This window comes from Pseudomonas sp. S2_F07, from assembly GCF_054668325.1.
The window spans coordinates 1119142-1139561 of the sequence record NZ_CP162758.1 but is presented as its reverse complement, the minus strand read 5'-3'; the positions used below and the strand labels follow the sequence as shown (position 1 = coordinate 1139561).

Below are 20420 nucleotides of genomic sequence, written 5' to 3'. Positions count from 1 at the left end.
CCTTCAGCGAGCACTCCGGGTCGAAGGCAACAGGATCGTCAAAATTCCCAGCAACGGCAGGAACGAACACAAGGTGTAGACATATTCGATGCCATGGATATCCGCCAGGTGCCCCAGCAGCGCGGCACCGATCCCGCCGAAACCGAACATCAGGCCGAAGAACACCCCGGCGATCATGCCGACGTTGCCGGGCACCAGTTCCTGGGCGAAGACCACGATGGCCGAGAATGCCGAGGCGAGGATGAAGCCGATGATCATGCTCAGCACGCCCGTCCAGAACAGGTCGATGTAGGGCAGGGCGAGGGTGAAGGGCGCGGCGCCGAGGATGGAGAACCAGATCACCTGCTTGCGGCCGATCCGGTCGCCGATCGGGCCGCCAAAGAAGGTGCCTGCTGCGACAGCGCCAAGAAACAGGAACAGGTACAGCTGCGAACTGGCCACCGACAGGTCGAATTTCTCGATCAGGTAGAAGGTGAAGTAACTGGTGAAGCTGGCCATGTAGAAGTATTTGGAGAACACCAGCAGCGCCAGCACCACCAGGGCGAAGGTCACCCGCCGTTTCGACAGGCCGTGGGTGGCCTTGCTGCCTTGCTTGAGCTTGAACAGGTTCAGGTGATTGCGGTACCAGCGGCTCAGGCCGTATTGCACGAGGATGGCGAACACCGCGAACAGGCCGAACCAGGCGACGTTGCCCTGGCCGTAGGGAATGATGATCGCGGCGGCCAGCAACGGGCCGAAGGCGCTACCGGCGTTGCCACCGACCTGAAAGGTCGATTGCGCCAGGCCGTAACGACCGCCCGAGGCCAGCCGCGCCACCCTCGAGGTCTCCGGGTGAAAGGTCGACGAGCCAACCCCTACCAGCGCCGAGGCCACGAGAATCGCCGGGAAGCTGCCGACCATCGACAGCATCAGAATACCGATCAGGGTGCAGACCATGCCGGCCGGCAGCAGCCACGGCTTGGGATGGCGGTCGGTGTAGAAACCGATCCAGGGTTGCAGCAGTGAAGCGGTGAGCTGGAAGGTCAGGGTGATCAGGCCGACCTGGGTGAAGCTCAGGCCATAGCTGGCCTTGAGCATCGGATAGATCGACGGCAGCACGGCCTGGATCAGGTCGTTGATCAGGTGCGCCAGCGCGCAGGCGCCGATGACGCGCATGACCAGCGGGCTGGCCTGGCTGGCCACCGAAGCGGTGGGTGACGGTGAACTGAGGGTGGTGGTCGACATGGGCGATCTTCCGGATAAATAACGCGAACTGCGAACGCAAGGCGCAGCCAATTTCAGGGTTCGGCGTTATCCTAGGGGCCTCAAGGGCGCCCGTCTCGCGCAACTCGGGCATGGACCATCGCAAAAAGGGCGTCATGATCAAACCATTGCAGACATTTCTTGCGGAGATCGACCAGGGCGGCTGGAGCGTTCGCAGCAGTGCGACCGACTACCCGGAAAACTGGTTCATCCCTCCGCATTCCCATGAAAAGCACCAACTGATCTATGCCATCGAAGGCGTGATGGTGGTGCACACCGCCATCAGCCAATGGACGGTGCCACCCAGCCGTGGCATCTGGATGCCCAGTGGTGAGGTGCACTCGATTCGCTGTGTGGGGGCGATCAAGATGCGCAGCGTATTCGTGCGCCCTGACCCGAGCCTGAACCTGCCCGCCGAAACCCGGGCGGTGAGTGTTTCGGCGTTGCTGAGCGAGTTGATCAAGGTCTCGGTCGATTTCGACTTTGCCTGTGAGCCGGACTCGCGGGAGGCCCGGGTGCTGCGGCTGATCCTGGATGAACTGACGATCCTGCCGACCTTGCCCCTGAACCTGCCACAGCCCGCCGATCAGCGTATCAACCTGATTTGTAGCGCGTTGCAGCGTGATCCCGGGGATGGCTCGACCTTGTCGGACTGGAGCACCCGCTTGAGCCTCGACGCCAAAACCATCCAGCGCAGGTTCCGCAAGGAAACCGGCATGACGTTCGGCCAATGGCGCCAGCAAGCGCGACTGTTGTTAGCGCTGGAACGCATAGCCGTCGGGGAGAAGATCATCGACATCGCCGGGGAGCTGGGATACGACAGCCCGAGCGCGTTCACGACCATGTTCAAGAAGCAGTTCGGCAAGACGCCGAGTGATTTTTTCAAGTGAGGCGGCCGCCCGTGGGACGGCCGCTTGATGCCTGAATCGGATCAGGACCCTTGCGGTGTTTCACCTCGCGCCAGTCGCGCATTGATGTCTTCGATGACCGCCGGCAAATCGACGATGGTGTCGATCAGGTAGTGCGGGCGGGAGCCTTCGAACATCTTGACGATACGCGCCCGTTCGCTGTCCAGCCTGTCGGAAGGCAGGGCCTTGTATTGCTCGTAGGTCAAGCCCAGGGCATTGCCGGAGCAGGTCAGCGCCACCGTCCACATCCCGGCGGCCCGGCCTTCGAGTATGCCGGGCCAGGTGTCGTCGACCTTGACGCAGGCGGCGACGTCGCTGATACCCAGGGCAATCACGTTGGCCAGGGCCTGGGCCGGGTAGGGGCGGCCGTTCGGCACTTCGTCGGTGGCCACCACATGGTCGGCCACGTAGCCATTGTGCCGCGCCAGTTCGACCACTTTTTCCATGACCACGGCCGGGTAACCGGAGCAGGAACCGATTTTCAGGCCCTTGTCGCGCAAGGCATCGATGGTGTTAAGCGCGCCGGGAATCAGGGCCGAGTGCAGGGCAATTTTCTCGATCTGCAGCGGCATGAACCGTTCGTACAGTGCGGTGACATCGTCATCGGTCGGCAGGCGATCAAACACCGCACGGTAGCGTTCGGCGATCTGCGGTTGATTGCACAAGGTGCGGATGTGATCCCACTTGCCCATGCCCATCGGACCCCGCGCTTCTTCCAGCGAAACGGCGACGCCGAACTCGGCAAAGGCCTCGACGAAAATCTGCGTGGGGGCGAAGGAGCCGAAATCGACGACGGTGCCGGCCCAGTCCAGGACCACGGCTTGCAGTTGGGTCGGTTGTTGGTAGTTCATGGTATTTCTCCATTTTTTGTTGTGGGCAGGCCGTCCCTCCTGTCGCCAGGAAGTAGGCCTATGGATTGCTCAAGGGTGAGACGAAATCAGGTGGCCGGTATCGGGCTCGAGTCGAACAGCTCCGCGATCATTGGCCGGTTTCGGCGAATACCCAGGCAGCACAGGTGGTAGTCGATGGAAAACGGGTGATTGACGAAGGTGATCGGTTTGGTGCCCGGGGTTTCGGCGTACTCGACCGCCGAGACGAAACCGATGCCGATGCCCTTGGCGATGGCATGCACGATGGCCTCGCGGCTGTTCAACTGCATGACGCAGTTCAGTGCGACGCCCAGGTGCTTGCAGCTTTCCTCCACCAGTTGACGAGTGCGTGAGCTTTTTTCCCGCAGCACCCATTTCTCTTCGCTGATCTGCTCGACATGCACTTCTTTCTGCCGGGCCCAGGGATGGTCGTCACGCACCACGGCAATGATCGGATAGCGCCGGTAAAGCTGCGTGTCAAAACGCTGGTCGAATTCGGACAACGCCAGGATCGCCACGTCGATATCGAAGTTGAACAGGCGATCCAGGGTCTCCTTTTCCGGGGAGAACGAGGTTTCCAGCTCGATGTCCGGATGCCGTTGCATCAGTTCGTAGGTCAGGTTCATGGCAATCGGTGGCGACACCGCGCCGAGGCGCAGCATGCCGGTCTTGCGTTGCTTGAAACTTTGCAGCAATTGCACGGCTTCATCCTCCTGGCCGAACAGGCCCTGGGTGATCGCGTAGAGCTGGTGCCCGGCGGCACTCATTTCGATAAAGCGGCCGCGGCGATGGAACAGCTCCACGGAAAACTTCTTTTCCAGGGCATTGACCTGCTCACTGACCGTGGGCTGGCCGACGCTCAAATACTCGGCGGCGAGGGTGAAGCTGCCGGTCTTGGCCACGGCATGAAATGAACGTAGCCACTTGTGGTACTGGTACATAGACGATCCTGTTCCTGAGCCGCTGCCGTTGATTCAATCTGTCCAGCCGGGCCATCAGCGCCTGATGAACAGCGCCACCGACGCGCTGCACAGACAGGCCGCGGTGACCACGATGAAGATCAGCGAGGTGTTGCCGGTACTGTCGAGCATACTGCCGATCAGCGGTTCCGCCAGGCCGGCGAACAGGTAGGACGAGAAGTTCATCACCCCGGTCGCCGTGCCGGCGCGTTTGGCGCCGACCAGGTCCGGGCATAGCGCCCAGAAGCTGGAGGCGGGGCCGTACACGAAGAAGCCGCAGAGAAACAACGCCACCAGACCGGTCGCGCTGTGGGGGGCAAGGGTCCACATCCACAAACTGGTCGCCGCACCGAGGAACATGTAAAGCATGATCGCCAGGTAGCGTTTGGAGCCGAACAGCTTGTCCGAGATCCAGCCGTTGCTCAGCGCACCGATTGCCATGCCGACCGGAAGGGCCACGGTGATCCACTTCGGATCGATCATGCTGTCGCCGGTCTTCCAGTTGGCACCCAGGAAGTGCACCGGCACCCAGACGATCAAACCGTAGCGGGCGGCGTTCTGGAAACCCAGGGACACGGCGGCGATGATCAGGCGGAAGTTTTTCAGAACAGCTTTGTAGCGTTGCGCGGAGGTTTCGACTTCGTCATGGGCCACTTCATGGCTTTTGTCCTCGGCGTTGGCCACGCCCGTGTCGGCAGGCGGTTCGAAACCCAGGTCTTGCGGACGCTCGCGGGCCACCAGGTAGAAGATGATGCCGCCCGCCAGCATGAGCAATACGGGCAGGCGGAAGATCCAGCGCCACTCCAGATGCATCACCTCCAGCACGACGATCGAGGTCACGTAGGAAAGCACCGACGCGCAGCCGGCCGCGAACACATAAAAGCCGTAGACCTTGCCGCGTTCGCCCGCGCTCCACCAGTTGGAGATCAGCCGGCTGCCCGGTGCCCAGCCCAATGCCTGGAAGTAGCCATTGATGCCCCAGGGCAGGATCAGCCCGGCGAATCCGCTGGCGAAACTGGTCACCCAGTTGGCGCCACAGGACAGCACGGCGCCCATGGTCATGATGCGTCGACCACCGAACTTGTCGGCGAGGTTGCCGTTGATGGCCTGGCCAATGGCGTAGGCCCAGAGCATGGCGGCCGATGCCCAGCCAAGGTGCTCTTTGGTAAAGCCGAACTCGGCCTGGATACCGGGAATGGCGAAACCGAACGTTTGTCGCCCGGTATAGAAAAACAGATAGCAAAACATGGCTGCCAGCAGCATGCGCCACTGGGCGACGCGAAACGATGCGGTATGTACAGCGAGACCTGGCATGGCTTGGGCACGATTCATGATCTTTTCCTTATTCTTGTTCGGTCCCTGCGAGTTGCATCGCAGGGTGCACTCTTTTCAGGTGCAGCAGGAAATCGTCGCGGCTCGTTTCGCCGCTGGCAGGGTAGTGTCTTTGGGGGGCTGGCGAGCCCTAGGCCGCTCGTGAGCCGATGAAGTTCTTGCCGCGTGCGCCCAGCAGGGCGAAGTCGATCATGGTTTGGGCCTCTTCGGCCGTCACGCCGTAGTCGGCGAACTCGGTTTTCACCTCGAGGCTGTGCAGGAAGGCGCGCAAACGGGCCTGGGCTTTATCCAGGTCTGGCCCGAAAACCCGTTGCAGGGTCTTGTCGCGCGTTGCGTCGTGGCCCCAGGCAAGGCCCAGAACCAGTGGCAGGGTGAAGGAGCAGGCGATGCCGTGGGGCAGGCCGAAGCGCAAGGTCATCTCATAGGAAATGGAGTGGGCCAGTGCAGTCTTGGTGTTGGAGAACGCCATGCCGGCCTTGAGTGCGGCGAGGGCCATCCGTGAGCGCAGTTCCTGATTGGACAGGTCACTCCGCAGCAAGGGCAGGCATTCGAGGATGTCCTCGATGGCAGAGATGGCGAAGGTGTCGGAAAGCGGGTTGGCATTGATGTTCCAGATCGACTCCAGCGCGTGGGACAGTGCATCCAGCCCGGTGGAAACGGTGACGCTGGCCGGTACCGTGAGCATTAGTTGCGGATCGATGATCGCGACCTTTGGCCAGGTGCAGTCCAGGTGCAGGGAATACTTCTTGTGGTTGGCCGCGTCCCAGATCGTCGCCCAGGGCGTGACCTCACTGCCGGTGCCCGCCGTGGTCGGGGCAGCGATCAGCTGTTTACTGCGAACCGGAACGAAGGGTTTGCCGCTTGCCAGCAAGGCCAGCAGCTCATCGAAGCGACCTGACTCGGTGCCGACAATCAGTGCCTTGGCAGTGTCGATCGCACTGCCGCCACCGACGGCAATCACGGCGTGGCATTCGCCGGCCTCTTGCCAGAAACGTTCATAGGTCGCGCGAAGTTGCGCGACATCGGGATTGGGCTGGACATCTTCGATCACGTAGACCAGGCGGTCGCCCAGCAGCGCTTGAAGGCGATCCACCAGCCCCAGGCCACGGGCTTCGGGAAAGGTCACGACGGCAACGTTCTGGTGTTCGGTGATGGCGGCAAGCTCTTGCAGGCTGCCCCAGCCGAAGCGGGTATCCACTGGATTGTGAAATCGGGCGGTCATGGCGGGTCCTTGGTTTTTGTTGTTGGAAGTGACGCCATGCTCGCGGTCCACGGACCACTGCACAAATCGATAATTCGCAGGTTTGAATCGGCTGGGCCGATAATGGCCGGTAGCTGATGCTTCGCTTTTTCAATCCCAATAAAGAAACTACCTAGAACACTGCGGCAAATGCCGTTGCCGATGGGGTTCGTCTCAATATCCCGCTGGCGGGGGCTGCCCTAGGCTGTGTGCTTTTGGCAAACCGGTGGGCGGAGTCGCTATGCGTTTATTTGAACTGATCACTTTTACCGTGCGGGTGCGCACAGTGACTGATGCGCTGGTACGCATCGAGGCAGAGTTGGCGAAGCCGGAAGTCGGCGGGGTGTTGATGGGCTGCTGGGCCTCGGAAATCGGTCAGTTGAACCAGATCGCCGTACTGCGCGGCTACGCCGACGAACACCTGAGGCAAGCGGAGCGCGAGCGTTTCCTGCTGGGAGGCGGGGCGTTTGGTATCAACGAGTTGATCACCGATCTGCGCATCGAAAACTACACACTGTTTCCCTTCCTCGAACCCTTGAGCGCGGGCCAGCACGGTCCATTCTACGAACTGCGCGTCTATGACCTGGTCAGCAGCGGGTTGCAGCCCACCCTCGAGGGCTGGAGCAACGCCATCGAAGCGCGGACCGCCGAACAATATTCGCCGGTGTACGCGGCGTTCTACGCCACCGACGGCGCGCTGCCGCGCTATCTGCACATCTGGCCGTGGAGCACCCTGGAACAGCGCCTGCAAGTACGCACCCAGGCGGTCGCCGATGGCGTCTGGCCGCCGGAAAACTCCGGCCCGCAACTGCGCGACATGCGCTCGACGATCTACCTGCCCGCGACGTTCTCGCCCTTGCAATGACCCGCGCTCGGCTCGACCGTGGCTCAGAAACGATCCAGCCGGTACGGTGCAGTCGCCGGCAGGCCATGAGGCTGGGCCACGAGCAGCCGTCCGGCCTGGATTAGCGACGGACCGCCAATGGCCCTGTAAACTGGCCGCGCAAAGGCACCAGCCTCATCACTTCAAGCAAGAGAGTCCCCATGGCAAACCACGACCTGACCTTTACCCCCGACCCCGATGCGGATTCGATTTCCTCCGACGTCGTCGGTTTCGCCGGTGTGCTGGTCTCCACCCAGATCCCCACCCGCGCCGACGGCAGCCTGGAACTGGGCGACATCACCCTGCAAAGCGAATGCACCCTGCAAGCGCTGAAGGTCGCGCTGGAGCGTGCCGGCAGTTCCATGGACCGCGTGATGCACCTGACCATCTACCTCACCGACATGGCCGACCGCGCCGCGTTCAACGAAGTCTACAAGCGTTTTTTTGCCAAGCCATGGCCGGTTCGCGCCGCAGTTGGCGTGGCGTCCCTGGCGATTGAAGGGATGCGGGTGGAAGTGACGGCGATGGCGGCCAAGGGCTGATAGCCGCGATAGATGCAGTCCCCTGTGGGAGCGGGCTTGCCCGCGATGACGGAGTGTCAGTCGGCATTGATGTCGACTGAAATTGCGCAATCGCGGGCAAGCCCGCTCCCACAGTAGTTATTTGTTGAATCCGGAAATGGGCACATGTCCCGCTCCGCCAAAACACCACCCGGCAGCATTCGGGTGCCGGTCAGGCGTTTCGCCGCTACAATGCACGCCTCGACCGTGACAAGCCTGACTAAAAAAATTATGTCTTTGCCCAAACATCACCTGGAATTGCTCAGCCCTGCCCGCGATGTCGCCATTGCCCGCGAGGCCATCTTGCATGGCGCCGATGCCATCTACATCGGTGGCCCGAGCTTCGGCGCCCGCCACAATGCCTGCAACGAAGTGAGCGATATCGCCCAATTGGTGGAGTTCGCCCGTCGCTACCACGCCCGGGTGTTCACCACCATCAATACCATCCTGCACGACAACGAACTGGAGCCGGCGCGCAAGCTGATCCACCAGTTGTACGACGCTGGCGTCGATGCGCTGATCGTCCAGGACCTGGGGGTGATGGAACTGGACATTCCGCCGATCGAACTGCATGCCAGTACCCAGACCGACATCCGTACCCTGGAGCGGGCGAAGTTCCTCGATCAGGCCGGGTTCTCACAATTGGTGCTGGCCCGCGAGCTGAATCTCCAGGAGATCCGCGCCATCGCCGACGAAACCGACGCGGCCATCGAGTTCTTTATCCATGGCGCGTTGTGCGTGGCGTTTTCCGGTCAGTGCAACATTTCCCACGCGCAAACCGGGCGCAGCGCCAACCGTGGCGACTGCTCCCAGGCCTGCCGTCTGCCGTACACCCTCAAGGACGAAAAGGGCGGGGTGATCGCTTACGAAAAGCACCTGCTGTCGATGAAGGACAACAACCAGAGCGCCAACATCCGCGCCCTGGTCGAGGCCGGCGTGCGTTCGTTCAAGATCGAGGGCCGCTACAAGGACATGGGCTATGTGAAAAACATCACCGCCTACTACCGCCAGCGCCTCGACGCCGTGCTCGAAGACCGCCCGGACCTGGCCCGCGCATCCAGCGGCCGCACCGCGCACTTCTTCCTGCCCGACCCGGAAAAAACCTTCCACCGTGGCAGCACCGATTACTTCGTCACTGACCGCAAGATCGATATCGGCGCCTTTGACTCGCCGACCTTCACCGGTCTGCCAGTGGGTGTGGTCGAGAAAGTCGCCAAGCGTGACATGCAGGTCGTGACGCACGAGCCGCTGTCCAACGGCGACGGTCTCAACGTGCTGGTCAAGCGCGAAGTGGTGGGTTTCCGCGCCAACATCGCCGAACCCAAGGGCGAGTTCGAGGAGGACGGCGAGAAGCGCTATCGCTATCGCGTCGAGCCCAACGAGATGCCGGAGGGGATGTACAAACTGCGCCCCAATCACCCGCTGAATCGCAATCTCGATCACAACTGGCAACAGGCGCTGCAAAAGACCTCAGCCGAGCGTCGCATCGCCCTGAACTGGGTCGCTCGCCTGCGTGAAGACCAGTTGGAACTGACCGCTACCAGCGAAGAGGGCATCAGCGCCAGCGTCACCCCGGCTGGCCCGTTCGGCGCCGCCAACAAGCCGGAACAGGCGCTGGAGCAATTGCAGGATCTGCTCGGCCAACTGGGTACCACGCAGTACCACGCCATCGATATCAAGCTGGACGCGCCGCAGGCGTACTTCATCCCGAACTCGCAGCTCAAGGCCTTGCGCCGTGAAGTGATTGAAGCCTTGACCGAGGCGCGGATCGCCGCCCACCCGCGTGGCAGCCGCAAGGCCGAGACCACGCCGCCGCCGGTGTACCCGGATTCGCATCTGTCGTTCCTGGCCAACGTCTACAACCAGAAAGCCCGGGACTTCTATCACCGCCATGGCGTCAAGCTGATCGACGCGGCCTACGAGGCCCACGAGGAAACCGGCGAGGTGCCGGTGATGATCACCAAGCATTGCCTGCGTTTCTCCTTCAACCTGTGCCCGAAACAGGCCAAGGGCGTGACTGGCGTGCGCACCAAGGTTGCGCCGATGCAGCTGATCCACGGCGATGAAGTGTTGACGCTGAAGTTCGACTGCAAGCCTTGCGAGATGCACATCATCGGCAAGATGAAGGGCCATATCCTCAACTTGCCGCAACCGGGCAGCGTGGTCGGTCACATCAGCCCCGAAGACCTGCTCAAGACCATCCCGCGCGCGCCGCACTGAGTGGCAGGCGAGTGCGTCGCAACGGCGCACTCAGCTGTTCCTGCTTGAAACCTGCTTTTGCTGAAGTCTGGACGCTGGCGACAAGCGTGGAGCTGGCGGTCGACACTATCCGCAGGTGTCGGCGACGGCCTTTTCAGCGCGTTTGAATTCCTGTTTGACGTCGGTGGGGATGCGTTGCTTTTTCAGTTCCTGACCGAGGAAAGGTTGTTCGCCTCGGGACTGGACCTCAGCGTCCTCGGCCGATATCTGCGCCTCGATGGCAGCGGCGTGCTTGTCGATGACGGCATCGACCTCGGCTTCATTCCTGGCGGTATCGAGTGCCATGACCAACTGGCCGGCCTCGGCTTTTTCGGCTTCGGCATAGGCTTCGACCGACAACCCGGAGGCCAGGGCTCGCGCCTGGGTTTCCAGGCTATTGAGATGCTCCCGGGCGGCCTTGCAGACTGCTTCCTGTCGCTGGTCCTGGATGTGCTCCCAGGTGTTCAACCCATAAATCGCGGCCCCGAGTACCAGAAGGGTTGCAGCGGCCCCCAGTAATTTGCCTTTCACTTTTGGCGCCCTCAAATGGCAAGGGAAGGGTGTTGCATAAACGATTCCCGATTCAATTCGAGTAAGCAAAAGCGTAGCAGAGCTGTTCGGGGTGAATGTGCGCCGATAGCACCCCGAGATTCGGCTCGACACTAAGCGTCTGTTTTAATAAACAATTTTTTTTGTTTGGGCTTCCCAGATGAAGGAAAAGTTGGTAAATTTGCGCCCACTCTTGCAGCGGTCCTCAGGGAACCAGTCGTGCAGGCAGGCAACAGGTCTTGTTGCCACTCAAGAAAGCGAGTGCCAGGCACTCATTGCAACAGATACAGGGGCGTCGCCAAGCGGTAAGGCAGCAGGTTTTGATCCTGCCATGCGTTGGTTCGAATCCAGCCGCCCCTGCCATTTTTTATTCCTGCCTAATCAGAAAACACTCTACCGACGGTAATTATTCGTCGATTCATTGTTTTTTGCCTCCCGTTCCCCGCTAGCACTGGCGCCACTACCGAAAGCGCTCCGGGATGGCCTCGGCAAACGGATACCAGGAAAAGTACGGCCTTGCCTCGTCGATCACCCGCTTGACCGAGGGCCTTTGGGTCAACCTGTCGAAATAAGCACTCAAGTGGCGATGTTCGGCGGGAAACGGCACGAGGGTACTGGCATAGAACAGCGCCGGGGCGGCGGCGCAATCGGCCATGCTGAATGCGGCGCTGGCTGCCCAGGTGTTTGCGGCCAACTGACGTTCAAGCATGCCGTACGCCGTCAACAGCGCGGCGCGTTCGCGGGTCAGGTCGCCGTTTGCGGCATTGATTCGGTCAGCGACGATCTTCTGCATCGGCACCTGGACGTGCAGGTCGAAAAAGCGATCCCACAGGCGGACTTCCAGCGCGGTTTCCCAATCATCCGGAATCAGATGTGCCTGGCCGGGGTGAAGCCGGTCCAGGTACTCAATGATCACACTCGACTCGGGTACGTCCCGTTGGCGGTCGTGATCGCGGATCACCGGGAATTTGCAGAGTGGCCAAAGTGCTTGTAGCTCGGCCCTGTCAGCCTCGTCTCCCAGGTCGATGATCCTTTTTTCAAACTCGATTTCCAGTTCATAGAGCGCGATGAGCGCTTTGTGGCAGAACGATGAGAGCGGATGGAAATAAAGAGTCAGCGGCATCCTTCAATTCCTCGGTGAGATGAAAACCAGTTGATTATCCGTCGCCATCGGCCAAGGCGCGAGGGGCTCCATTCTGGTGTTTTTTGCGTTTCAGCGACGCCAGATGAAACGCGCCAGCAGCGCATCGATGCTGAACTTGCCGGCGCCCGACAGCAGCAGCGGCGTGAGGGCCACAAGGTAGATCAGGGGCAGCTTGAAGTTGCCGTAACCCTTGTTGCTGATGGCATAGCCTTGGGCGAGTTCACTGAGGCTGTGCCAGTCGGCGGGCCAATGCACGGCGGCAGTTGCGACGAGGGTCACCACCATCAGGCTCAACGCCGAAAAACGTGTGCCCAGGCCCACCAGCAAGGTCAAGGCGAAGATCAGCTCCGCCCACATCGACAGTTCCCAGTTCAGCGTCGCTGGAAGGTGGTCGAACGGAAAAGGGAAGCGCGCCTGGATATCGGCGAACCAGTTCTCGCCGTTGTATTTTTCCAGGCCGGACTCGAGGAATTCCCAGGCGAGGAACACCCGCAACGCCAGGGGGGCAACCCAGTCGCCGGCACGGTCGAGGTTCAGGTGCAGGCCTTTGACGGTCGAAGAAATGGAGGTGCTCATGGACGTTGCTCTCTTTCAGGTCGGGGGAGGTGGGGCAACGACATGCCCCGTGAGTTGAGCGCTTTGATCGGCGTGGCCAATCGACAGGCGCATTTCATCAACGGGGTGTATCAGCGGTGTGTCGTTATGACGGGGTTTTGAGTGCGGGGTGTGTCTGGGGCGGGGTTGTATACATTGGGATACGTAACCGCCACTCCAGTGGGAAAGAGCCTGCCCGGGGCAGCGATCCGACGATGGCGGAGTGTCAGGCGCGATGGACGTTGGATGGAAAGGCCTCTTCGCGAGCAGGCTCGCTCCCACAGGGAAATTGCTATACATTTTCCGGCCGCCCCCTGCATGGTGATACTGCTTCATGTCCCTCGCGCTCGAACGTCTAGTCGCTGGCACGCCAATCCCTTTCGCCGGCAATCGTGTCACTGTCGTCAGCCCCGAACTGGCGCAACGTTTCCAGCCCGGTGATCACCTGCTGGTGGAGCAGGTCAGTGGCGAGTTGCTGCTGATCCCCGTGGCGGACCAGCAAGCGGCCAACGTCGCGATCGAGCGCGCCCAGGCGGCATTCACCGCGCTATCGGCGGTGTCTGACCAGGCGATCAGCGCTTTCTTCGACCTGTTTGCCCAACGCCTGGAAACCCCGGAATGCTGGGCCTTGATCGAAGCTGCCAACCTGGCCGACATCGAACGGGCCAAGGCGCGCGGTCGCTCGACCACCCGGTTGCTGGCCGATGAGCGCATGCGTCGCGACATGATCGCCGGCCTGCGCGCCTGGCGTGATGCGGCGGCCAGCCGTGGCAAGGTGATCAGTTGCGTCGAGCACGATGGCTGGAAGGTCGAGCAAGTGGTCTCGCCGTTGGGCATCGTCGCGTTCGTCTTCGAAGGCCGTCCGAATGTGTTTGCTGACGCGGCCGGTGTGTTGCGCACCGGCAACACCGCCGTGCTGCGCATCGGCAGTGATGCGTTGGGCACGGCCCAGGCGATCGTCACCCATGCACTGAACCCTGCACTAAGTGACGCCGGCTTGCCGGTCGGTGCCGTATCGCTGGTGGAAAGTGTCAACCACGCCGCCGGTTGGGCGATGTTCGCCGACCGGCGCCTGTCATTGGCGGTGGCCCGTGGTTCGGGTCGTGCCGTCAGCCAGTTGGGCAGCATCGCCCAGCAGGCCGGCACGGCGGTCAGCCTGCACGGCACCGGTGGTGCGTGGCTGATCGCCAACACCGATGCCGACGCCCCGCGCTTTGCCGCCGTGGTGCGCAACTCCCTGGACCGCAAAGTCTGCAACACCCTGAACGTCTGCCTGATTCACCGCGACCGCGCCGCTGAACTGGTGCCGCTGTTCTTGGGCGCGCTCAAGCAGGCCGGCGCCGCACGGGGGCAGGGCTGCAAGCTGCACATCGTCGAAGGCAGCGAGTCGTGCCTGCCGCAAGACTGGCTGGCTGCAACGGTCCAGGTGTACCGCGCCGAAGGCTATCAGGGCGAAGCGCAGGCCGAGCCGTTGCCGGAAGATCAATTGGGTCGTGAGTGGGAGTGGGAAGAAACCCCGGAAGTCAGTCTGAAGATTGTCGACGACCTGGACGATGCCATTACCTTGTTCAATCGTTATAGCCCGCAATTCACGGTGTCTTTGATCAGTGACAGTGCCGAGGTCCAGGAGCGTTTCTACAACGCGGTCAACGCGCCTTTTGTCGGCAATGGCATCACCCGTTGGGTCGACGGCCAGTACGCGCTGAACAAGCCGGAACTGGGGCTTTCGAACTGGGAGAGCGGGCGCCTGTTTGCTCGCAGTGCGATTCTCTCCGGCGATGGTGTGTTCACCATTCGTAGCCGCATGACCCAGGTCGATCTGGGCGTCAAACGCTAAACCCTGTGGGAGCAGGCTCGCTCCCATATCCGGTTTTCGTTCCAGCATAAAAAAGGCCTGCTCCTTATCGGGAGCAGGCCTTGTTTATCTATAAGTCAGTAATGACTCATTTCAATTAGTAGAACCGGTCAATCACCCGAACTTCGTTCTGATTCTGCATCGAGGCCCAGGCCTGTTTCAGGGTTTGCAGAACATTACCGATGAAGTCCTTGTCGGCTGCGGCCTTCTTGCCGACATAGCCCTGGCCGCGACGGTACATCTTCAGTCGGGCCAGCAGGTTCTGGTTGTTCTGGTCGAACTCTGCTTCATGGGCGTGCGGCGACAGGCAGTCGATATGAACCTGGCCACATTTGCTGATCCAGAGAATATGGTTGTCGTGGCTGTCTTTCTTTGCAGCGAAGATACGAGCCAGTTCATCGATAGTTGGTTGATTGTTCAGATTCATCATAAAGCCCCTTGACCAATTGGTGATCTTTCAAAGTTGATTCGCTAATACAGGTAGCCCATCGGTTAGTTGATCCCTGGCACCGAAACCAGGACGTCAGCGTTCGGCCGCCTTATCGGGCGGGGTCCTGCGTCTGTTGCATGTAGTCGTGTTGAATAACTGCTACGCAATAGCGTCACAACGAAGAGAAGCGGCGAAAACCTTAAGGCCACTGCCGACGTTTTCAAGGTCGGCCACAAGCTTCATGAGGATTGCTCGCCAAGTCTTCTCGCCCTTGTACTGGACGTTCAGGCCAGGTCAGCTTCTTCAATCTGCCTTGTGGGCAGCGTGTATCCGGGAAAAACAGCTCGGCGGTCAGACGAGCTTGCTCAAACGTGTTGCCTGTACTCCCGATCGGGGAGACGTCTGCATCATGCAAGGGCAAATCGGAGGCGTCAACGGTTTTGTAGTGAATATTTTCAGTCACTACATATTGTCGGACAAAGCTGTTGGGAATTAGCAGGCGGAGTCGAAGGTGTGTCGGTCAGGACGACAGGGACGGACACTCAAAGCGGTAAAAAGTGCAGGGATAGCGGTCAACCACCTGCTGATGCAAGGTGAAACCGTCAACGTTGAGCCCCGGCATCACGGCGGCCCAGAACTGGCGTGCTGGCTGGTTCGCCTCGATGTGGAAAATCTGCCATTGACCGGGGAATTGACTCAAGAGGGTGGAAACGACAAATCGCGCGACACCCTGGCCACGGAAGCGTCGGCTGACAAACAGATAGCCGATGTTGTAGTCGGCACCGGGTAGATGGACCTGGTTATCCACGGTGACGAAGCCGGCCAGTTCACCGTCGACCTTGATCAGGAAGGGGCGGGTGGCCGGGTTTCGCCAGTAGTCGGGCATGGGCAGGATGTTGAACAAACCGTATTCGCCCAGTTTCAGCGGCAACCATTCGCTGAAGTCGTAGGTGTAGAACTGCATCAGGTTCTCGATGGTTTCCAGTTCATCGCGTTGGGCGGCGTGCAGTTCTATCGAAGGCATTCGAAGTGGCTCCTGATCGGCCAAGGGACACAACTGATTATGGCCGGCGTCGCACGATCCGTGGCGAGGGAGCTTGCTCCCGCTGGACCGGTCCGCGTTCGGGCGCAGCAATCCCATTCACGTTGTTGGAGAGAAGGGCCGCTTTGCGGCCCAACGGGAGCAAGCTCCCTCGCCACAGGGTTCGCTGTAAGGTCTAGGTTTTGCTTGCCGGTTTTGCCCTGCGCTTGGTGCCGCTTGCTGGTTTACGCGGGGCGCCTTTTCGTTTTTTCTTCCAGGGGGCTGCAGCGGAGCCGCCGGGCGGTGGGCCGCTGATGGTCAGGCTCAGCCCGGCACAGCGACTGACCTGCTTGCTCATCCAGGCGGCCTGTTTGGTGACGAACTCTTCCAGGCTCATTTCGCCGCTTTGCACCATGTCCAGGGCCTGCTCCCAGATCGCCGTGGTACCCGGATCGGCGATGGCCCGCGGTACCGCGTCGATCAGGCTGAACGCGGCCGGCGTGGCGGCCAGGGCCTTGCCGTTCTTGACCAGGTAACCACGGTCGAGCAGGCCCTGGATGATCGACGCACGGGTCGCTTCGGTGCCGATGCCGGTGGTGTCCTTGAGCTTTTGCTTGAGCAGCGGGTCTTTCACCAGTTTGGCGACATTCTTCATGGCCTTGATCAGGTCGCCTTCCGTGAACGGCTTTGGCGGTTGCGTCCACAGGTCCTTGAATTGCACGCCGGCCACTGTGCAATCGATGCCTTCGGCCAGGTTGGGCAGTGTCTGCGGTGCCGGGGCTTCGCGCCCCTTGGCCGGAGCCAGCGCTTCGGGCAGGGCGCGTTTCCAGCCCGGCTCGATGATCTGCTTGCCGACAGCGCGCAGGGCCTCGCCGGCACAGTCGAAGTCGGCCTGGGTGCGATCGTATTCGTGATTGGGCAGGAACTGCGCCAGGTATCGGGCGCGGATCAGGGTGTAGACCGCACGCTGTTTGCCCGCCAGCTTGTCGAGATTCTTCGCCGCAGCGGTGGGGATGATGCCGTGGTGGGCGCTGACCTTGGCATCGTTCCAGGCCCGTGAGCGCCGTTGCGGATCAAGATGATCGTGCAAGGCGTTCAGCGCTGGATCGGCCTGGCGCAGTGCCGCCAGAATGGCCGGTGCCTCGCTGTGTTGACTGATGGGCAAGTAGCCGCAATCACTGCGCGGATAGGTGATGACTTTGTGGGTTTCGTAGAGCGCCTGGGCGATGTCCAGGGTTTCCTGGGCGCCGAGGCCGAGCTTCTTCGAGCAGACTTCCTGCAGGGTGCCCAGGTCGAACGGCAGCGGGGCCACTTCGCGCATCCGTTCGGTGCGCAGCTTGATCACCCGCGCACAGGCCGCGCCGCTCATGGCGGCCGCCGCTTGTTGCGCCAATGCCTGGTTCAGGCAGCGGTCCTGATCGTCGCAAAGCTGCGACGGCGCGCGCCATTGCGCAGTGAACGCGGTGCCGTTGTGCTGTAACTGCACGTCGATGGCCCAATAGGGGACGGGCACAAAGTCGGCAATGCTGCGATCGCGATCCACCACCAGGCGCAAGGTCGGCGTTTGCACCCGGCCCACCGGCAACACGCCTTGATAGCCGGACTGGCGCCCCAGCAGGGTGAACAGCCGACTCATGTTCATGCCGATCAGCCAGTCGGCCCGGGAACGCCCCAGCGCCGAGTGATAGAGGCTGAAGGTCTCGCTCCCCGGTTTGAGCGCCGCGAGGGCCTTGCGAATGGACGCATCGTCCAGCGCCGACAACCAGAGCCGGCGGATCGGCCCGCGATAGCGGCAATGTTCCACCAGTTCCCGGGCGATCATCTCGCCCTCGCGGTCGGCGTCCGTGGCGATGATCAGTTCGCAGGCTTCACCGAGCAGGCGCTTGACCGCCTTGTACTGGCTGGCGGTACGCGGCTTGACGGTCATTTTCCATTTTTCGGGAATGATCGGCAGGTCCGCCAGCACCCAGCGCTTGTAGCGCGCGTCGTAGGCATCCGGCGGTGCGGTTTCCAGCAGGTGGCCGATGCACCAGGTCACCGTGACGTCCGTTCCCAGCCAGCAGCCATCGCCCCGGCGCCGGGCGCCGAGGACTGCCGCGATGTCTTTGGCCTGGGAAGGTTTTTCACAGAGGTACAGCCGCATAACCACCATCGTCGATCAATGTGCCAAGGCTGCACAGAATGGCGCTTGACGGGCGATGGAGCAATCTTTATCTGTATGGATGTACAGCTTTGTGTGTCGCTCCCGTTCGGCTGCGAAGCAGTCGCGAGGGTAAAACTTGGGTTATACCTGATAAATCGTGGTTTCAGGTTTTGGGGCTGCTGCGCAGCCCATCGCGGGCCAGCCACGCTCCCACATCGATTTGCAGGTCCATCACCGTCATGAGGAACGTTTTCCATGAAAAGCTCCGGTCCTAGTCCTGTCATCACCATCGCCGAGCAGCCTGGCTGTCTGCTGGTGAGATTTCACGGTATTCAAGTGGCCGCCTCGGCGCGGGCCCTGGTGTTGCTGGAGGCCAACTACCCGCCGGTGTACTACGTGCCGCGAGAGGACATCGACGAGAAGTATTTCGCCCGCACCGACCACACCAGTTATTGCCCGTACAAAGGCGATGCCAGCTATTTCAGCCTGCAGGTACCGGGGCATGAAAGCGCCAACGCGGTGTGGAGTTACGAAGACCCCAAGGTGTCGGTGGAGCAAATCCGCGGTTACCTGGCGTTCTATCCGGATCAAGTGAAGTTCGAACTGCTTGATGCCGAAGTTTGATTGGAGCTGATCGCCGCGACGAGGGAGCCCGCTCCCTCGTCGTCAGGCATTGCTTCAGTTCTTGTCGAGATCGACGTTGCGCGTCTCACGCAGACAAATCATCCCCACCACCAGGCTCACCCCGGTGATCACCACCGGGTACCACAGCCCGTAGAAGATGTCCCCGGTGTACACCACCAACGCGAACGACACGGTCGGCAGGAAACCGCCGAACCAGCCGTTGCCAATGTGGTAGGGCAGGGACATCGAGGTGTAGCGGATGCGGGTCGGGAACAGTTCGACCATCAACGCCGCCAGCGGGCCGTAGCACATCGCGGAGATGATGATCAGTGCGACGATCAGCGCCACGATCATCGGTTTGTTGATCTGCTGCATGTCCGCCTGTTGCGGGTAGCCGGCGAGGGTCACGGCACCGCGCAGGGCGGCTTCGTCGAACCCGTCGATCTTCACGTCACCGACGCTCACCTGCACGCCACTGCCGGCCGGGGCCGCTGCGCTTTGGTACGGCAGGCCCTGCTTGACCAGGAAGGTCTTGACCTTGTCACAGGGGCTGTCGAATTTCGCCTTGCCCACCGGGTCGAACTGGAAGGTGCAGGTGGCGGGGTCGGCCATCACGGTGATCGGTGCCTGGCGGCTGGCCTGGTCGATGGCCGGGTTGGCGTAGTGGGCCAGGGTCTTGAAGATCGGGAAGTACAGCGCGGTGGCCAGCATCAGGCCGATCATCAGCACCGGTTTACGCCCGACCTTGTCCGACAGCCAGCCAAAGAAGATGAAAAACGGGGCACCAATGGTCACGCTGACAATCAGCAGACCGTTGGCCACCGCCGGGTCCATTTTCAGGAACTGGGTGAGGAAGAACAGCACATAGAATTGCGCGGCGTAGAAGGTCACCGCTTGCCCGGCATTGATGCTGAACAGGGCGATCAACACCACCTTGAGGTTTTCCCATTTGCCGAAGGAGTCGCGAATCGGCTGTTTGCAAAGCTTGCCTTCTTCTTTCATTTTCACGAAGGCCGGCGACTCATGCAGGCTCATGCGAATCCAGGTCGAGATGCCCAGCAGCACGATGGAAAACAGGAACGGAATGCGCCAGCCCCAGACTTCGAACTGATCGCCGGTAAAGTAGCGGCAACCCAGCACCACCAGCAGCGACAGCAGCAGGCCGAGGGTCGCGGTGGACTGAATCCAGCTGGTGTGGAAGCCACGCTTGCCGATGGGCGCGTGCTCGGCGACATAGGTCGCGGCGCCACCGTATTCACCGCCCAGGGCCAGGCCCTGGAGCATGCGCAGCACCACCAGGATGATCGGCGCCGCGATGCCGATGCTGGCGTAGGTTGGCAGCAGCCCGACGCAGAACGTCGCCAGGCCCATGAGGACGATGGTGGCGAGGAAGGTGTACTTGCGCCCGATCATGTCCCCCAACCGCCCGAACACCAGCGCGCCGAACGGCCGGACGATGAAGCCGGCGGCGAAGGCCATCAACGCAAAGATAAACGCCGTGGTGTCGTTGACCCCGGCGAAAAACTGTTTGCTGATGACCGCCGCGAGGGCGCCATAGAGGAAAAAGTCGTACCACTCGAAGACCGTCCCCAAGGACGAGGCGAAGATGACTTTCTGGGTTTCCTGGCTGGTGCCCGCGCTGCGCACGGCCTCCAGGGTTTGAACGTTCTCTGACATACCGGTATCCCTCACAGTGATTGTTTTTGTTGTTCCACTGGTGTTGCGTGTTCCTTGCAGGGGTGATGCTCGATGTCCGTGAATCTAATGCGGTCCTTGTGGGAGCGGGCTTGCTCCGGGCGGCGTTCCGACGAAAGCGTCGTGCCATTCAA

General features: G+C 61.2%; 18 protein-coding genes and 1 tRNA gene. 7 read left to right on the top strand and 12 right to left on the bottom strand.

Annotation, left to right across the window (positions count from 1 at the left end; translation table 11 throughout):
• Nucleotides 1-3: 3 nt before the first annotated feature.
• Nucleotides 4-1224, bottom strand: coding sequence for an MFS transporter (locus tag AB4O40_RS04900; protein WP_460055765.1), 1221 nt, complete (start codon nucleotides 1222-1224; stop codon nucleotides 4-6).
• 134 nt (nucleotides 1225-1358) lie between these two features.
• Between AB4O40_RS04900 and AB4O40_RS04895 the strand changes: the two genes are divergently transcribed.
• A complete protein-coding gene (locus tag AB4O40_RS04895) occupies nucleotides 1359-2132 on the top strand; it encodes an AraC family transcriptional regulator (protein WP_056727876.1) in 774 nt (257 codons plus the stop codon).
• Nucleotides 2133-2173: 41 nt separating this feature from the next.
• Here AB4O40_RS04895 and phnX read toward each other — a convergent pair whose 3' ends face one another.
• The 4 genes from phnX to psrA form a co-directional block, all read right to left on the bottom strand.
• On the bottom strand, nucleotides 2174-3001 hold the full coding sequence (gene phnX / locus AB4O40_RS04890) for a phosphonoacetaldehyde hydrolase (RefSeq protein WP_007980567.1): 828 nt from the start codon (nucleotides 2999-3001) through the stop codon (nucleotides 2174-2176).
• Between the two features lie 86 nt (nucleotides 3002-3087).
• On the bottom strand, nucleotides 3088-3960 hold the full coding sequence (locus AB4O40_RS04885) for a LysR substrate-binding domain-containing protein (protein WP_056727874.1): 873 nt from the start codon (nucleotides 3958-3960) through the stop codon (nucleotides 3088-3090).
• Nucleotides 3961-4014: 54 nt separating this feature from the next.
• On the bottom strand, nucleotides 4015-5310 hold the full coding sequence (locus AB4O40_RS04880; RefSeq protein WP_223542615.1) for an MFS transporter: 1296 nt from the start codon (nucleotides 5308-5310) through the stop codon (nucleotides 4015-4017).
• A gap of 130 nt (nucleotides 5311-5440) precedes the next feature.
• The gene (gene psrA, locus AB4O40_RS04875; RefSeq protein WP_056727869.1) at nucleotides 5441-6532 is read right to left on the bottom strand and encodes an iron-containing alcohol dehydrogenase PsrA; all 1092 of its coding nucleotides are present in this window, start codon (nucleotides 6530-6532) and stop codon (nucleotides 5441-5443) included.
• A gap of 259 nt (nucleotides 6533-6791) precedes the next feature.
• Between psrA and AB4O40_RS04870 the strand changes: the two genes are divergently transcribed.
• The 3 genes from AB4O40_RS04870 to AB4O40_RS04860 all read left to right on the top strand — a co-directional run bounded on the left by AB4O40_RS04870 (nucleotide 6792) and on the right by AB4O40_RS04860 (nucleotide 10213).
• A complete protein-coding gene (locus AB4O40_RS04870) occupies nucleotides 6792-7415 on the top strand; it encodes an NIPSNAP family protein (protein ID WP_056727868.1) in 624 nt (207 codons plus the stop codon).
• Nucleotides 7416-7594: 179 nt separating this feature from the next.
• Nucleotides 7595-7975 (top strand): RidA family protein, encoded by a 381-nt coding sequence (locus AB4O40_RS04865; protein WP_056727866.1) that lies wholly within the window; start codon nucleotides 7595-7597, stop codon nucleotides 7973-7975.
• Nucleotides 7976-8224: 249 nt separating this feature from the next.
• Entirely contained in the window at nucleotides 8225-10213 is a 1989-nt protein-coding gene (locus tag AB4O40_RS04860) for a peptidase U32 family protein (RefSeq protein WP_460160134.1), read from the top strand.
• A 105-nt stretch (nucleotides 10214-10318) separates the two neighbouring features.
• Here the strand turns inward: AB4O40_RS04860 and AB4O40_RS04855 are convergent, their stop codons facing one another.
• Nucleotides 10319-10747, bottom strand: a complete 429-nt coding sequence (locus AB4O40_RS04855; RefSeq protein ID WP_056728096.1) for a hypothetical protein — start codon at nucleotides 10745-10747, stop codon at nucleotides 10319-10321.
• A 321-nt stretch (nucleotides 10748-11068) separates the two neighbouring features.
• Here AB4O40_RS04855 and AB4O40_RS04850 point away from each other — a divergent pair.
• A tRNA-Gln gene (locus tag AB4O40_RS04850) sits at nucleotides 11069-11143 on the top strand.
• A gap of 97 nt (nucleotides 11144-11240) precedes the next feature.
• Here AB4O40_RS04850 and AB4O40_RS04845 read toward each other — a convergent pair.
• Together AB4O40_RS04845 and AB4O40_RS04840 are read right to left on the bottom strand one after the other, a co-directional pair.
• On the bottom strand, nucleotides 11241-11903 hold the full coding sequence (locus AB4O40_RS04845) for a glutathione S-transferase family protein (protein WP_409078755.1): 663 nt from the start codon (nucleotides 11901-11903) through the stop codon (nucleotides 11241-11243).
• Between the two features lie 90 nt (nucleotides 11904-11993).
• Nucleotides 11994-12500, bottom strand: coding sequence for an HvfX family Cu-binding RiPP maturation protein (locus AB4O40_RS04840; RefSeq protein ID WP_056727861.1), 507 nt, complete (start codon nucleotides 12498-12500; stop codon nucleotides 11994-11996).
• Between the two features lie 352 nt (nucleotides 12501-12852).
• Here AB4O40_RS04840 and AB4O40_RS04835 point away from each other — a divergent pair, with 352 nt between their 5' ends.
• Nucleotides 12853-14355, top strand: coding sequence for an aldehyde dehydrogenase family protein (locus tag AB4O40_RS04835; RefSeq protein ID WP_460055773.1), 1503 nt, complete (start codon nucleotides 12853-12855; stop codon nucleotides 14353-14355).
• A 115-nt stretch (nucleotides 14356-14470) separates the two neighbouring features.
• On the opposite strand, the gene AB4O40_RS04830 is transcribed toward AB4O40_RS04835, so the two are convergent.
• The 3 genes from AB4O40_RS04830 to AB4O40_RS04820 form a co-directional block, all read right to left on the bottom strand.
• Nucleotides 14471-14800 (bottom strand): hypothetical protein, encoded by a 330-nt coding sequence (locus tag AB4O40_RS04830; protein WP_032829393.1) that lies wholly within the window; start codon nucleotides 14798-14800, stop codon nucleotides 14471-14473.
• 523 nt (nucleotides 14801-15323) lie between these two features.
• Nucleotides 15324-15827, bottom strand: coding sequence for a GNAT family N-acetyltransferase (locus AB4O40_RS04825; protein ID WP_056727858.1), 504 nt, complete (start codon nucleotides 15825-15827; stop codon nucleotides 15324-15326).
• Nucleotides 15828-16020: 193 nt separating this feature from the next.
• On the bottom strand, nucleotides 16021-17967 hold the full coding sequence (locus AB4O40_RS04820; protein ID WP_236709758.1) for a DNA topoisomerase III: 1947 nt from the start codon (nucleotides 17965-17967) through the stop codon (nucleotides 16021-16023).
• 255 nt (nucleotides 17968-18222) lie between these two features.
• Here AB4O40_RS04820 and AB4O40_RS04815 point away from each other — a divergent pair, with 255 nt between their 5' ends.
• Entirely contained in the window at nucleotides 18223-18591 is a 369-nt protein-coding gene (locus AB4O40_RS04815; protein ID WP_008046975.1) for a DUF427 domain-containing protein, read from the top strand.
• Nucleotides 18592-18645: 54 nt separating this feature from the next.
• Here the strand turns inward: AB4O40_RS04815 and AB4O40_RS04810 are convergent, their stop codons facing one another.
• The gene (locus tag AB4O40_RS04810; protein WP_460055778.1) at nucleotides 18646-20268 is read right to left on the bottom strand and encodes an MFS transporter; all 1623 of its coding nucleotides are present in this window, start codon (nucleotides 20266-20268) and stop codon (nucleotides 18646-18648) included.
• Nucleotides 20269-20420: the final 152 nt, after the last annotated feature.

What these genes read in the sequence shown, in the direction of transcription:
- AB4O40_RS04900 (WP_460055765.1), bottom strand. Translation starts at nt 1,224, where the DNA reads ATGTCGACCACCACCCTCAGTTCACCGTCACCCACCGCTTCGGTGGCC.
- AB4O40_RS04895 (WP_056727876.1), top strand. Translation starts at nt 1,359, where the DNA reads ATGATCAAACCATTGCAGACATTTCTTGCGGAGATCGACCAGGGCGGC.
- phnX (WP_007980567.1), bottom strand. Translation starts at nt 3,001, where the DNA reads ATGAACTACCAACAACCGACCCAACTGCAAGCCGTGGTCCTGGACTGG.
- AB4O40_RS04885 (WP_056727874.1), bottom strand. Translation starts at nt 3,960, where the DNA reads ATGTACCAGTACCACAAGTGGCTACGTTCATTTCATGCCGTGGCCAAG.
- AB4O40_RS04880 (WP_223542615.1), bottom strand. Translation starts at nt 5,310, where the DNA reads ATGAATCGTGCCCAAGCCATGCCAGGTCTCGCTGTACATACCGCATCG.
- psrA (WP_056727869.1), bottom strand. Translation starts at nt 6,532, where the DNA reads ATGACCGCCCGATTTCACAATCCAGTGGATACCCGCTTCGGCTGGGGC.
- AB4O40_RS04870 (WP_056727868.1), top strand. Translation starts at nt 6,792, where the DNA reads ATGCGTTTATTTGAACTGATCACTTTTACCGTGCGGGTGCGCACAGTG.
- AB4O40_RS04865 (WP_056727866.1), top strand. Translation starts at nt 7,595, where the DNA reads ATGGCAAACCACGACCTGACCTTTACCCCCGACCCCGATGCGGATTCG.
- AB4O40_RS04860 (WP_460160134.1), top strand. Translation starts at nt 8,225, where the DNA reads ATGTCTTTGCCCAAACATCACCTGGAATTGCTCAGCCCTGCCCGCGAT.
- AB4O40_RS04845 (WP_409078755.1), bottom strand. Translation starts at nt 11,903, where the DNA reads ATGCCGCTGACTCTTTATTTCCATCCGCTCTCATCGTTCTGCCACAAA.
- AB4O40_RS04840 (WP_056727861.1), bottom strand. Translation starts at nt 12,500, where the DNA reads ATGAGCACCTCCATTTCTTCGACCGTCAAAGGCCTGCACCTGAACCTC.
- AB4O40_RS04835 (WP_460055773.1), top strand. Translation starts at nt 12,853, where the DNA reads ATGTCCCTCGCGCTCGAACGTCTAGTCGCTGGCACGCCAATCCCTTTC.
- AB4O40_RS04830 (WP_032829393.1), bottom strand. Translation starts at nt 14,800, where the DNA reads ATGAATCTGAACAATCAACCAACTATCGATGAACTGGCTCGTATCTTC.
- AB4O40_RS04825 (WP_056727858.1), bottom strand. Translation starts at nt 15,827, where the DNA reads ATGCCTTCGATAGAACTGCACGCCGCCCAACGCGATGAACTGGAAACC.
- AB4O40_RS04820 (WP_236709758.1), bottom strand. Translation starts at nt 17,967, where the DNA reads ATGCGGCTGTACCTCTGTGAAAAACCTTCCCAGGCCAAAGACATCGCG.
- AB4O40_RS04815 (WP_008046975.1), top strand. Translation starts at nt 18,223, where the DNA reads ATGAAAAGCTCCGGTCCTAGTCCTGTCATCACCATCGCCGAGCAGCCT.
- AB4O40_RS04810 (WP_460055778.1), bottom strand. Translation starts at nt 20,268, where the DNA reads ATGTCAGAGAACGTTCAAACCCTGGAGGCCGTGCGCAGCGCGGGCACC.